This is a genomic window from Nocardia sp. CA-151230 (genome assembly GCF_050942175.1).
In the GTDB taxonomy this organism is placed as follows: domain Bacteria; phylum Actinomycetota; class Actinomycetes; order Mycobacteriales; family Mycobacteriaceae; genus Nocardia.
Genome location: NZ_CP192061.1, coordinates 653847 through 667214, shown reverse-complemented (window position 1 = coordinate 667214; position 13368 = coordinate 653847). Strand labels below are relative to the sequence as shown.

Below are 13368 nucleotides of genomic sequence, written 5' to 3'. Positions count from 1 at the left end.
CTCCTAGTAGGCGAAGGAAAGCTTCTCGACGGGCTCCCCGGTCATCTTCGGGGTACCCGCACCGGTGGACGCCTTCTCGGGTCCGGCGTTCACGTAGCGGCGCATCAGGTAGAACCACGCGATGGCCAGCAGTCCGTAGAGCGCCGTGAAGACGATCAGCGAGGTGAGCACCGTGCCCGCCGATACCCCGGAGACGCCCTGCTGCACCGTCATCCGGATGTGCTGGTCGCCGGTCGGGTTGGGTGCGACCACCCAGGGCTGACGGCCCATCTCGGTGAACACCCAGCCGGAGATATTGCCCAGGTAGGGGGTGACGATGGCGAGCAGCGAAAGCCATTTGTACCAGGGCTGATCCGGTACCCGGCCGCGGCGGGTGACCCAGAATCCGGCCAGCGCCAACAGAATCGGGCCGGCCATGAAGCCGATCATGGCGCGGAAGGACCAGTAGGTCACGAACAGGTTGGGCCGGTAGTCGCCGATGCCGTACTTCTGGTTGTACTCGACCTGCAGGTCCTTGACGCCCTTCAGGGTGACGCCGGTGAAGTCGCCGGTGGCCAGCCACGGCAGCACGTAGGGCACCTCGATGAGGTGGTCGACGCTGTCGCAGTTGTTGTGGGTTCCGACCGTCAGGACCGAGAAGTCGGGGTCGGTCTCGGTGTGGCACAGCGATTCCGCCGAGGCCATCTTCATGGGCTGCTGCTTGAACATGAGCTTGCCCTGGATGTCACCGGTGAAGATGAGGGCGACCGAGGCGACCAGGATCACGTACAGGCCCAGGCGCGCGCTCGGCCGCCACATGGTGCGGGCCTCCTCGATCGGCGCGTCGCTGCTCTCGGCCTTGCCCTTGCGCGCATTGCGCACCATCCACCATCCGGAGATGCCCGCGACGAAAGTGCCTGCGGTGAGGAAGGATCCGGCCACCACGTGCGGGAAGGCGGCGAGGGTGGTGTTGTTGGTCAGCACCTCCCAGATGCTGTGCAGTTCGGCGCGGCCGGTCTCCGGGTTGTACTTCGCCCCGACCGGGTGCTGCATGAACGAGTTGGCCGCGATGATGAAGTACGCGGAGGCATTGGTGCCGATGGCGACCAGCCAGATGCAGGCCAGGTGCACTTTCCGCGGCAGCCGGGTCCAGCCGAAGATCCACAGGCCCAGGAAGGTCGATTCCATGAAGAAGGCGACCAGCGCCTCCATGGCCAGCGGGGCGCCGAACACGTCGCCGACGAAGCGGGAGTACTCGCTCCAGCCCATGCCGAACTGGAATTCCTGCACGATGCCGGTGGCGACGCCGAGGGCGAAGTTGATCAGGAACAGCTTGCCGAAAAACTTTGTGAGCCTGAGCCAATGCTCCTTACCGGTGATCACCCAGGCGGTCTGCATACCCGCGACGAGCGGAGCGAGGCCGATGGTGAGCGGCACCAGGATGAAGTGATAGACGGTGGTAATTCCGAATTGCCAGCGCGCCAGATCTACGACGCTCATCCGACCTCCCTGCCGATCTACGACATGACGTAGTACCAGACATTACGCCCATGGGAGCTCAGATCAACGTATGCCTCACCACAGCGTGCCGGATATTTGCCGGAATGTGATGGACACCGCGACGAATCCCACCGGTCGCCGCCGGAACCTGGTGACCGTCAGGGAAACCCGGGCCGATCACCAGTCGGCGAGGCTCCCGGGCAGCGCGATGCCGCGATTCACCATCTCGACGATCTCGTCCGCGTTCTCCGGCGCCGACATGCGCAGTCCATCCAGGGACTTGACCCGCGCGGCCAGGGTGATCGAGGACAGCATCCAGACCGCGTCGGCGGTGATCAGGTCGGCGGTGAACAGCGGCTCGTACAGGCACTCCCAGCCCGCCTTCTCCGCCTGCGCGAACAATGCGCGCTGGGTGGTGCCGGGCAGCACGCCATTGCGCGCGGGCGGGGTGATGAGCTTGTTGTCGCGCTGCACGACGACGGTCGAGCGCGGACCCTCCAGCACCCGATGCTCGGTGCTGGTGAAGATGACGTCGTCGGCGCCCATCCGCTGGGCGAACCGCAACGCGGACATATTGGTGGCGTAGGACAGGCTCTTCGCGCCCAGCAGCAGCCACGGCGCGTTCTGCGCCAGGTCGATGGAGATGCCCTTCGAGAGCGTGATCACCGAAACACCTTCGGTGCGCGCCTTTTCCACGCGGTCCGGGACCGGCACCACGAAAACGTAACCGGTGGTTGCCGGTTCGGCGCCGGCCAGGTCCCCACCCTTGTTCGCCATTCGTTCGCCACCGGCTCCGTGATCGCTGTCACGCCCCCGGGTGAGCACCATGCGCAGCGTCCCCTCACGCTCGCTCCCCCACTGCTCGGCGGCCAGCTCCACCGCGAACCGCCACGCCTCCAGATCCGGCACGGGCAGCTCGAGCGCCGCCGCCGAGCGGCGTAGCCGGGCCAGATGCAACTCCAGCGCACAGGGCACGCCCCCGCGCACCAGCACCGTCTCGAAGATGCCGTCCCCCCGCAGCACCCCGATGTCGTCCGCATACAACAACGGCGCGTCCGGATCCCGGATCGCGCCGTCGAGTGTCACCAAGACCCGTTCCACCATGAACTCGACCCTATGACAGATGGCGGACCCCGGCGGCTATACCGCGTCACCCAGCCCGTCGACACGCCTGTCACCACGCGGTAAACCTCTGCCCGCGGCCCATTGGCGACATTGTTCCGGGCACGACAAACCCACCCATGACCTGATCACGCCACCCGGTCCCGTCTCCCAACGCGACGACTGATCTCGCACCGACCCGGGTAACTCGCCGGGTACGTCCAAACTCGGTTCGGCTGCCGGCACGCGTGCCCAACCGGCAACGGCTCCCGAGCTGTGCGCTGAAGGCGCGGAGAGGCGGGTTAGTGTAGGTGTGTGTCCTCATCGGTTGCACCCAGTCCGATTCTGCAGGTTCCAGGGGCTGTCGCGGGGCTGCCGGAGTCACCGGATGCCGCGGTCGCGTGGCATTACGGCGATCCCTTCGGCGAGCAGCGCGCGGCGGTACAGGGGGTCGCGGTGGTCGATCGCTCCCACCGATTCGTACTGTCGATCACCGGCAAGGAACGGCTGAGCTGGCTGCACACCATCTCCAGTCAGGCGGTCGCCGATCTGGGCGACGGGGAATCCGCCGAGAATCTGGACCTGGATCTGAACGGCCGGGTGCTCAACCACTTCGTGCTCACCGACCTGGACGGCACGGTGTGGATCGACACCGAGGGCGCGCGCGGCCCCGAGCTACTGAGCTTCCTTCAGAAGATGGTGTTCTGGGCCGACGCGAAACCCGTCGAGGCGAACGACCATGCGGTGCTGAGCCTGCTGGGCCCGGGTGTGGCCGAGCTCACCGAAACCCTCGGCGTCCCAGCCCTTCCCGGCACCTATCGAGCGGTCCCCCTGCCCGGCGGCGGTTTCCTGCGCCGCATGCCCTGGCCCACCGCCGACTCCTTCGACCTGATCGTCCCGCGCGACCAGCTGGCCGCCTGGTGGACCCGGCTGCGCGACGCGGGTGCGACGGCCGCGGGCCTGTGGGCGTTCGAGGCGCTGCGGGTGGCCGCGCTGCGCCCGCGCCTGGGCGTCGACACCGACGACCGCACCATCCCGCACGAGGTGAACTGGATCGGCGGCCCCGCCGAACACGGTGCGGTGCATCTGAACAAGGGCTGCTACCGCGGCCAGGAGACGGTGGCCCGGGTGCACAACCTCGGCAAGCCGCCCCGGCACCTGGTACTGCTGCACCTGGACGGTTCCGCGGATTCCCGCCCCGAGACCGGCGACCCGGTGACCGCGGGCGGCCGGGCCGTCGGCGTCCTGGGCACCGTGGTCGACCACTACGAACTCGGCCCGATCGCCCTCGCCCTGATCAAACGCACCATCCCGGCCGACACCGCCCTGGTGGCGGGCCCGTGCGCGGCGGCCATCGACCCGGATTCGATGCCGGCCCACGACGAGCCGCAGGCCGGCCGGCTCGCCGTCGAGAAGCTGCGCGGCCGGTGAACGCCGTCGTTCCGGCCGGCCGGGTGCTGGCCGTCTGCGTCGTGCACGCCGAACTGGAGGTGCCTGCCCGGTCCTCCAAGGTGGGCCGCACCGCCATCGACAAACGCCCGGTGCCGCACCGGGTTCCGGTCCGGGCGCTGGGGCTGGACGGCGACCATGTGTGCGACACCAAACATCACGGCGGCGTGGACCAGGCCGTCTACGCCTATGCGGAGCAGGACGCGCGGCGCTGGGCCACCGAGCTCGGCCGGGACCTCGACGCGGGCTGGTTCGGTGAGAACCTGCGCCTGACCGGCCTGCCCGTGAGCGACGCGGTCATCGGCGAACGCTGGGCCATCGGCGACACCCTGCTCGAGGTGTCCGCCCCGCGCGTCCCGTGCGCCACCTTCCAGTGGCACTCCGGCGAGCCGCAGTGGGTGAAACGCTTCACCGCACAGGCGAATACGGGTGCCTATCTGCGCGTGCTGACCGAGGGCACGATCGGCGCGGGCGACGAGGTGCAGGTGGTGTACGTGCCCGAGCACCGGATCACCGTCCGCGATCTGTTCACCGGCGCCGACCCGGCCCGCCTGGAGCTGCTGGCCGAGGCCGAACCCACCATCTCCGACGACGTCCGCATGCAGATCGATCGCCACCGCCGCCGTCACGCCGCCGGGGCGGCCGCCCGATGACACCGACTTCCGAGGGGAGCCCTGCGGGTGAGCGGTCGAGCGCGGAGGAGCCGCTCCACCACCCAGCGCTTGCGGCGCGTAACCACGTAGCGCTCCGCTCACGTGTGAAAGGGGCACAGCCATGAGCGTCGATCTGGTCGAGGTGGTGCGGTCCGGGTTCCGGGAGTGCGTGCACCGCGGCTCGGCGGTGGTGCTGCGCCCGGACGGCGAGCCGCTGGTCGCGGTGGGCGCGGTGCACGGCCCGATCTTCCCGCGCTCCACCAACAAGCCGATGCAGGCACTCACCCTGCTGCGCAACGGTTTCGAGCCGGTGGACGCCGCCGAGCTGGCCATCGCCACCGCCTCGCACTTCGGCGAGGCCGACCATGTGGAGCTGGTGCAGCGTTTGCTGGAGCGCTTCGGCTTCACCGAGGACGATCTCGAGTGCCCGCCCGATCTGCCGTTCGAGGAGCATGCTCGCGCTCAGGCGCTGGCCGGGCGCGACCGCGCGAAGGCGTCCCGCCGCGTCTATATGAACTGCTCCGGCAAGCACGCCGCCATGCTCGCGACCTGCCGGATCAACGACTGGCCCACCCGCGGCTATCTCGAGGTCGGGCACCCGCTGCAGCGGGCCGTGCTGGAGACGGTCGCCGAGCTGACCGGTGAACCGGAGACCGATCTGGGCATCGACGGCTGCGGCCTGCCGATCGTGCCGGTGTCGCTGGTGAATCTGGCCCGCGCCTACGCGACCTTCGCCACTGCGCCCGAGGGCAGCCCGGAACGCCGTCTCGCGGATGCGATCCGCACGCATCCGCGAGTGATTTCCGGCACGGACGGTCCCGATTTCCGGGTGATGACCGCGACCCCCGGCCTGGTGTGCAAGATCGGCGCGGACGGGGTGCACGCCGGCGCGCTGCCCGACGGTTCGGCCTTCGCCTACAAGATCGACGACGGCGCCGATCGCGCGCGACTTCCCCTGACGCTGGCCATTCTCCAGCGTATGGGGGTGCCGTGGACCGACGAGCACGCTGAGCTGGCGGCCCCCGCGGTGCTCGGCGGCGGAACCCGGGTGGGCATCGTCCGAGCGATTCCCGGGGTGCTGTAGCCCCCGGTCGGCAACCTTTTCGCACCGGCCCGGAGATCGCCCGGCCCGGCCCCGGGACGTTTATCCCCCACTCCTGGAAGCGCGACCGCCGGACACACGCTAAAGTGTTCGTCAGGAAGAGTATTAATTCGAACGGGGCCGCCAAACCCACCCCAGGCCGCCCCGCAGTGACGCGAGGGGGTCAGCCATGGGCCGTGGCCGGGCTAAGGCAAAGCAGACCAAGGTTGCACGGGAGCTCAAGTACAGCTCGCCGTCTACCGACTTCACGAGCCTTCAGCGCGAGCTGTCGGGGAGTCCCTCCGACACACAGCGGAGTGGTGTGCTTTCCGAAGAGCATGACGCGAGCGAATCGCGGTCGAGCTGGGAAGAAGAAGACAGCTACGACGACTGGCGTCGCTGACTCGGATATTTCGACGTACTGCAGGGGGAGGCCGATGGGCTTCCCCCTTTAGCACGTCGTTTTACGCCGAGCTTCGGCCGACGCTGAAGGTTCGCTGGGCAGCACTGACGTCCCATCCACGCTGGATGGGACGTTGTTCTGTATATCCTGCCGCTCTCAGCACGAAGGCCCCGCACTCGACAGTGCGGGGCCTTCGTCTGTATTCGGGGCAACTGATTTCGCTGCGGCACGGGTAACTCGTCGGGTCCGGCCGAAATGGTTCGGCCACCCGACCGCCGGCACGCATGCGAAACCTGCTGCGGCTCCCAGGCTGTGCGCTGAAGGCGCCGGAGGGCTCAGAAGCGCGGGTGGTCTCCCACCAGGACGGCGCGGGCGGCGTCGGCGTCCTTGGCCTTCTTCACCGTGCCGAGGGTCCAGCAGTCGATGTGACGGGCGGTGAGGACGGCGAGAGCGCGGTCGGCGTCCTCGGGGGCGACGACGGCGACCATGCCGACGCCCATGTTGAAGGTCTTCTCCATCTCGGCGCGCTCGACGCGGCCGCGCTGGGCGATCATCTTGAAGACCGGGGCCGGGTTCCAGGTGCCGCGATCCAGCTCGGCGACCAGGCCGGCGGGGAGCACGCGGGCCAGGTTGGCGGCCAGGCCGCCACCCGTCACGTGGCAGAAGGTGCGGACGTCGGTCTCGGCGATCAGGGCCAGGCAGTCCTTGGCGTAGATCTTGGTCGGCTCGAGCAGTTCCTCGCCGAGGGTGCGGCCGAATTCCTCCACGTGCCCGGTGAGGGACATGCGGTCGATGTCGAGCAGCACCTTGCGGGCCAGCGAGTAGCCGTTGGAGTGCAGGCCGGAGGCGCCCATGCCGATCACCACGTCGCCGGGGCGGACGCGGTCCGGGCCGAGCACGGCGTCGGCCTCGACCACGCCGACGCCGGTGGCCGACAGGTCGTAGTCGTCGACGCCCATCAGACCCGGGTGCTCGGCGGTCTCGCCGCCCAGCAGGGCGCAGCCGGCGATGACACAGCCCTCGGCGATGCCGGAGACGATCTGCGCGACACGTTCCGGAACCACCTTGCCGACGGCGATGTAGTCCTGCAGGAACAGCGGTTCGGCGCCGCAGACCACCAGATCGTCGACGACCATGGCGACCAGGTCGAGGCCGACGGTGTCGTGCTTGTCGAGGGCCTGGGCGACCGCGATCTTGGTGCCGACGCCGTCGGTGGAGGCGGCGAGCAGGGGCTCCTTGTAGCCGCCCTTCAGTGCGAACAGTCCTGCGAAGCCGCCGAGTCCGCCCTGCACTTCGGGGCGGCTGGCCTTCTTGGCCAGGGGAGCGAACAGCTCGACTGCACGGTCACCGGCTTCGATGTCGACGCCGGCCGCCGCGTACGAGGCACCGGCACCGCTGGGGATCTGTTCAGTCATTGTCGGAGAGAGCTCCAAGCCGAATCGATGGAATGATGCCTGCTCACGCTAGCTCACCCGCCTCCCCGAGAACTCAGCGGGCTCGCCCGCCTCCCCGAGAATTCAGTGGGCTCGCCCCCGGGAATTCAGCGGACGGCACAGAGTCGTCTGACTCAGTACCCGTGCCGGCGGTTGGGTGCCAAATCTATTGTGGACGTACCCGGTGAGTTACCCATAGCGCCAAGAGATCTGTTGTCACGTTTCGTAACGATGCCGACGCCGTTGCTCCACCGGGTCGGGGACGGGGACGGCGGCGACCAGGCGCTGGGTGTACTCCTCGCGCGGGTTGCGCAGGATGTCGTCGTTGCTGCCCTGTTCGATGACGGTCCCGTTGCGCAGCACCACGATCCGATCGGCCAGCTGATCCACGACGGCGAGGTCGTGGCTGATGAACAGGCAGGCCCAGCCGAATTCGCGCTGCAGGCCGGCGAACAGCTCGAGCACCCGGGCCTGCACCGAGACGTCCAGGGCGCTGGTGGGTTCGTCGGCGACCAGCAGGTCGGGATTGAGCACCAGTGCCCGGGCCAGGCTGACCCGCTGACGCTGGCCTCCGGAAAGTTCGTGCGGGTAGCGCTTTTCCACCCCGGCCGGGAGTTGCACGTCGTCGAGGAGGCGGCGGACGCGGTCGCGGGCGGCCGCGCCCTTGGCCTGTTTGTGCACCAGCAGCGGTTCGGCCACGCAGTCGCCGATGGTGAGGCGCGGGTTGAGGGAGGTGGCCGGGTCCTGGAATACGAAGCCGAAGCGGCGGCGGATGGGCCGCAGCCGGCGTTCGGAGAGGCCGGCGATATCGGTGCCGAGCACCCGGACGCTGCCCGCGGTAGGCTGCTGCAGACCGGCCACGCAGCGGCCGATGGTGGACTTGCCGGAGCCGGATTCGCCGACCAGGCCGAGCGTTTCGCCGCGGCGCAGGGTGAGGCCGACCTCGTTCACGGCCCGGAAGGACGGGCGGCCGAGCGGGGCCGGGAACTCCACCACGAGGCCGGAGACCTCCAGCACGGTGGCGGCATCGGACGGGATGGGTTCGCGGACGATCGTTCTCGCCAGTGCCGCCCCGGCCACGGGTGCGGAGTCTGCTCGGGCCTCGGCCCCAGCGATCGGTGCGCTGTCACCGGGATACTCCGCGGCTTCCCAGTTATCCGGCAGCACATGCAGTTTCGGCACCGCGGCCAAGAGGGCACGGGTGTATTCGTGCTCGGGTTCGGCGAAGAGCTTTTCCACCGGGGCCTCTTCGACGATGCGTCCCTCCCGCATCACCACGACGCGGTCGGCGAGGTCGGCCACGACGCCCATATTGTGGGTGATGAGCACGATGGCCGCGCCGATGCGGTCGCGCAGATCCCGGAGTAGTTCCAGGATTTCGGCCTGTACGGTGACGTCGAGGGCGGTGGTGGGTTCGTCGGCGATGATCACCCGGGGTTCGCAGGCGATGGCGATGGCGATCACCACACGCTGTTTCTGGCCGCCGGAGAGCTGGTGCGGATAGTAGTCCACCCGCGCCTCGGGGTCGGGCAGCCCGACGGCGCGCAGCAGTTCGATCGCCTTGGCGCGGGCCGGTTTCCGCTTCATGCCGGAGTGTGCCCGCAGCGCCTCGCCGATCTGGAAGCCGACGGTGAACAGCGGGTCCAGGGCCGCGCCGGGCTCCTGGAAGATCATCGAGACGGCTCCGCCGCGTACCGCGGTGAGTTCCTTCTCGCTCATCCGGGTGATCGCTTTCGCGCCCAGCAGGACGTGCCCGCGGACGCCGGCGGTGGGCGGCAGCAGTCCCATGGCGGTGCGCGAGCTGACCGATTTGCCGGAGCCGGATTCGCCGACCACGGCCAGCACCTCGCCCGGATACACCTGGTAGGACACGTTTTTCACGGCGGTGACGGCCCCGGCGTCGGTGGCGAAGGTGACGGTGAGGGAGTCGAAGGACAGGACGGGTTCAGGCATCGGCCGCCTCCTGCGCGGGCTCGGTCTCGGTGGCGGCCGCGGTGGCGGCGCGCCGGGTGCGCAGCAGCGGGTTGAGCACCTCGTTGAGGCTCTCGCCGACCAGGGTCATGCCGAGCACCACGATCACGATGGCGGCGCCGGGGAACACGCCGGTCCACCAGATGCCGTTGGAGACGTCGGCCAGCGCCTTGTTGAGGTCGTAGCCCCATTCGGCGGCCTGGGTGGGTTCGATGCCGAAGCCGAGGAAGCCCAGCCCGGCCAGCGTGAGGATGGCCTCCGCGCCATTGAGGGTGATGAGCACCGGCAGCGACTGGGTGACATTGGCGAGGATGTGCCGGAACAGGATTCGCAGCGTGGACGCACCGGTGACGCGCGCGGCGTCCACGTACGGTTCCTGTTTCACCGAGATGGTGGCGTTGCGCACCACCCGGAAGTACTGCGGCACGAAGATGACGGTGATGGCGATGGCCGCCGACACGATGCCGCCGAAGCTGCTGGACTGCCCGCCGGACACCACGATCGACACCACGATGGCCAGCAGCAGCGACGGGAACGCGTACATGGCGTCCATGAACAGCACCAGCACACGGTCCACCCAGCGCCCGAGGTAGCCGGACACCAGGCCCAGCGGCACGCCCACGATGAGCGACAGCACCAGCGACACCGCGATCACCGAAAGCGCGGTGCGCGCCCCGAAGATGACGCGGGAGAGCACGTCCTCCCCGCGCACCGAGGTGCCGAACCAGTGCGCGGCCGACGGCGCCTGCTGCCGCGCGAAATCGACGCCGCCGGAGGCGTTCTGCGCGAATCCGTAGGGCGCCAGCAGCGGCGCGAAGACGGCCACCAGGATGAACCCCGCGACCAGGGCGAGCCCGAGCAGCAGCGTGGCCCGCTGCAGCCCGGAGGTCATGCGCACCAGGGCCGTTCCGGGGATCCGCAGCCGAGAGCGGGTCGGGGGGACCGGCGCCCGTACGCCGGTTTCGATGACGGTCATCAGAACCTCACCCTCGGGTCGATCAGCGCCACGATCAGGTCCACCACGAAGCTCATGACGGCCACCACGATGGCGATGAACGCGACGATGCCCTGCACCGCCACGAAGTCGCGCGCCTGCAGGTAGGTGGCGAGCTGGTAGCCCAATCCCTTCCATTCGAAGGTGGTTTCGGTGAGCACCGCGCCGCCGAGCATCATGGCGATCTGCATGCCCATGACGGTGACCACCGGGATGAGGGCATTGCGGAAGGCGTGCCGTCCGGTGACGACGCGGTCGGACAGGCCGCGGGCCCGGGCTGCCTCCACATAGCCCGAGCGCAGGGTCTGGATCAGGTTGATCCGCACCAGTCGCAGGAATACGCCCGCGGTGAGCAGGCCGAGCGCGATCGCCGGCAGCACAGCGTGTTTCAGCACGTCGACGATGTTCCCGGTGTCGCCGTAGAGGATCGCGTCGACAATCATGATGTTGGTCTTGGGCGACACGTGCTGCAGTTGCAGCTCCACGGTCGTACTGGCCCGCCCGGCCACGGGCAGCCAGCCCAGCTTGACCGCGAAGATCAACTTGAGCAGCAGGCCCACGAAGAACACCGGGGCCGCGTACACCAGGATCGCGAACAACCGCAGGCTCACGTCGGCGGCCGAATCCCGTTTGGTGGCGGCGTATCTGCCCAGCGGAACACCGACCGCGAAGGCCACGAGGAGCGCCCAGAACACCAGTTCCAGCGTGGCCGCGCCGTAGGTGACGATGACGTCGCTGATGGCCCGATTGTCCTGGGAGCGGCCGAAATCCCCGCGCAGCAGGCCGGACAGGTAGTCCCGGTACTGGGTGAGGATGGGCCGGGTGAGTCCGGCGGCCTCCTTGCGCCGCTGCAACTCCTCGGGGGTGAGGCGCCCGCCCTGCGCGGCGGTGATGGGATCTCCGATCACCCGCATCAGGAAGAAGACCAGGGTCACCAGGATCCAGGTGGTGGGGATGATGAGCAGGGCTCGCACCCCGAGGTACCGCGTCAGGGCGCCGTAGCGGGTGTCGCCGCGGCGGGCCGGGAAGAACCTGCGGTGCGTTCGTGTACCCGCAGGGCGGGCCGGGATCGCCGGCCCGCCCTCGGGTTCGGTGGTCGTCACCATCCGACTACTTGCTCAGTACGCCGAAGCGGAACTTGGAGGACGGGTCCAGGGTGTTGTCCACACCCTGGATGTTCTTGCCCGCCACCGCGATCTGGTTGCCGGTGAGCAGCGGCACGATGGGCAGGAAGTCGGCCATCAGGTCGTGCTGCACGGTGGCGAGCGCGGCGGTCCGCTTGGCCGGATCCGGTTCGGTCAGTTCGGCGTTCAGCTCCGCGGTGATCTTCGGATCGCCGAAGTGGTTGCGCAGGAAGTTGTCCTCGGTGAAGAAGGGGCGCAGGTAGTCGTCGGCGTCCGGGTAGTCCGGGAACCAGCCGAACTGGAATACCGGGTAGCCGTCGGTGGAGCGGGCCTTCTGGTAGGCGACCCATTCGGTGGACTGCAGGTTCACCTTGAACAGCCCGGTGGCCTCGAGCTGACTTTTGACGGCGGCATACTCCTCGGAGCTGACGGTCCCGTAGTGCTCGGTGGTGTACTGCAGGTTCAGTTCGATCGGCGTGGCCACGCCCGCGTCGGCGAGGAACTTGGCGGCCGCGTCCTTGTTCGGCAGCGCGCCGTAGATGTCCTTCAGAGCCTCGGTGCCGCCCGGAACACCCTTGGGCACGGGCGAATACAGCGGGGCCCAGGTGCCCTTGAACACGCTGGTGGCCAGCGCCTCACGGTCGACGGAGACGGCGACCGCCTTGCGCACGGCCAGCTTCTGGGCGGGATTGCCGCCGGGCTGGGTGTTGAGGTTGAACACGATGTAGCGGGTGTCGCCGCCGGGCGACTGGTGCACGGTCACCTTGTCACTGGTCTTCAGCGAGTCCAGGTCGGTCGGGGTGAGGGTGTGCCAGGCGACGTCGATATTGCCCTGCTGCACATCGAGTTTCAGGTTGGCGGCCTCGGCGTAGTACTTCACCGTGACCGCGTCGGTCTTGGGTTTGCCGAACAGCCCGTTGTAGTCCGGATTGGACCTGTATTCGACCAGCTTGTTCTTGTCGTAGCTGGTGATGGTGTACGGCCCGGAGAACGGCTTGGCCTTCACGATGTCCTCGTCGGCGAGCACCTTGTCGGCCGGGAAGACCTTCTCGTCCACGATGGCCGCCGCCTGGGTGGGCAGGATGGCCGGGAAGGTCTGGTCGTTGCCCTTCTTGAGGGTGAAGGCGACCGTCTTGTCGTCGGGCGCATCGGTGTGATCGAGGTTGTCCAGCAGCGCCTTCGGGCCCTGCGGGTCGTCGATCTTCACCATGCGGTCGAAGGAGAACTTCACGCTCTGGGCGGTGAGGGGATCACCGTTGGCGAATTTCAATCCGGGTTTGAGCGTGCAGGTGTAGACGGTCGGCGAGGTGAACTCGCACTTGTCGGCGGCGTCGGGCTTCGGCACCGCCTCGCCCGCCGGGAAGTTCATCAGGAACTGGTAGACCTGGGTTTCCGCCAGCAGTGAGCCGTTGTCGTAGGCCCGGGCCGGATCCAGTGAGGTGACCTTGTCGGTGGTGCCGACCAGGATTCCCGCTCCCCCACCACTGTCCGATGTCTTTCCCGAACCGCAGCCGGCGACCGCCAGCACCGCTAGTCCCGCAAAACCTACTGCCGCAACTCTTCTCGCGCGCATACTGCCCTGCTCTCGAAGCGCAGCGCAGCGGCCGGGTCACGGTCCCGCCGCGCCGCGGTGGACATCCTTTGGCTGGGCACAGTATCGACCGGTTATAACCGGCGTGT

Annotated in this window: 11 protein-coding genes; 4 read left to right on the top strand and 7 right to left on the bottom strand. The window is 68.4% G+C overall.

The window, feature by feature from the left end:
• Positions 1-3: 3 nt before the first annotated feature.
• Both ACQP1O_RS03015 and ACQP1O_RS03010 read right to left on the bottom strand, forming a co-directional pair.
• On the bottom strand, positions 4-1479 hold the full coding sequence (locus ACQP1O_RS03015) for a cytochrome ubiquinol oxidase subunit I (protein WP_433564391.1): 1476 nt from the start codon (positions 1477-1479) through the stop codon (positions 4-6).
• 177 nt (positions 1480-1656) lie between these two features.
• Entirely contained in the window at positions 1657-2583 is a 927-nt protein-coding gene (locus tag ACQP1O_RS03010) for an aminodeoxychorismate lyase (RefSeq protein ID WP_433564390.1), read from the bottom strand.
• A 312-nt stretch (positions 2584-2895) separates the two neighbouring features.
• Between ACQP1O_RS03010 and ACQP1O_RS03005 the strand changes: the two genes are divergently transcribed.
• From ACQP1O_RS03005 to ACQP1O_RS02990, 4 genes are all read left to right on the top strand, one after another.
• A complete protein-coding gene (locus ACQP1O_RS03005) occupies positions 2896-4011 on the top strand; it encodes a YgfZ/GcvT domain-containing protein (protein ID WP_433564389.1) in 1116 nt (371 codons plus the stop codon).
• Positions 4008-4682 (top strand): MOSC domain-containing protein, encoded by a 675-nt coding sequence (locus ACQP1O_RS03000; protein WP_433564388.1) that lies wholly within the window; start codon positions 4008-4010, stop codon positions 4680-4682. The genes ACQP1O_RS03005 and ACQP1O_RS03000 overlap by 4 nt, the downstream gene beginning before the upstream one ends.
• A 121-nt stretch (positions 4683-4803) precedes the next feature.
• Positions 4804-5766: an asparaginase gene (locus tag ACQP1O_RS02995; RefSeq protein WP_433564387.1), complete on the top strand. Its 963-nt coding sequence runs from the start codon at positions 4804-4806 to the stop codon at positions 5764-5766.
• Between the two features lie 187 nt (positions 5767-5953).
• Positions 5954-6166 carry a DUF3073 domain-containing protein gene (locus tag ACQP1O_RS02990; RefSeq protein ID WP_433564386.1) on the top strand — a complete coding sequence of 71 codons (213 nt, stop codon included), beginning with the start codon at positions 5954-5956 and terminating at the stop codon, positions 6164-6166.
• 335 nt (positions 6167-6501) lie between these two features.
• Here ACQP1O_RS02990 and purM read toward each other — a convergent pair whose 3' ends face one another.
• The 5 genes from purM to ACQP1O_RS02965 all read right to left on the bottom strand — a co-directional run bounded on the left by purM (position 6502) and on the right by ACQP1O_RS02965 (position 13261).
• Complete coding sequence (purM, locus tag ACQP1O_RS02985; protein WP_356998884.1) at positions 6502-7581, bottom strand: phosphoribosylformylglycinamidine cyclo-ligase; 1080 nt, start codon at positions 7579-7581, stop codon at positions 6502-6504.
• A 234-nt stretch (positions 7582-7815) separates the two neighbouring features.
• On the bottom strand, positions 7816-9552 hold the full coding sequence (locus ACQP1O_RS02980; RefSeq protein ID WP_433564385.1) for an ABC transporter ATP-binding protein: 1737 nt from the start codon (positions 9550-9552) through the stop codon (positions 7816-7818).
• Entirely contained in the window at positions 9545-10546 is a 1002-nt protein-coding gene (locus ACQP1O_RS02975; RefSeq protein WP_433564384.1) for an ABC transporter permease, read from the bottom strand. The genes ACQP1O_RS02980 and ACQP1O_RS02975 overlap by 8 nt, the downstream gene beginning before the upstream one ends.
• Positions 10546-11670 carry an ABC transporter permease gene (locus ACQP1O_RS02970; RefSeq protein WP_433564383.1) on the bottom strand — a complete coding sequence of 375 codons (1125 nt, stop codon included), beginning with the start codon at positions 11668-11670 and terminating at the stop codon, positions 10546-10548. Before ACQP1O_RS02970 ends, ACQP1O_RS02975 begins: the two co-directional genes overlap by 1 nt.
• Before the next feature lie 4 nt (positions 11671-11674).
• The gene (locus ACQP1O_RS02965; RefSeq protein WP_433564382.1) at positions 11675-13261 is read right to left on the bottom strand and encodes an ABC transporter substrate-binding protein; all 1587 of its coding nucleotides are present in this window, start codon (positions 13259-13261) and stop codon (positions 11675-11677) included.
• Positions 13262-13368 lie beyond the last annotated feature (107 nt).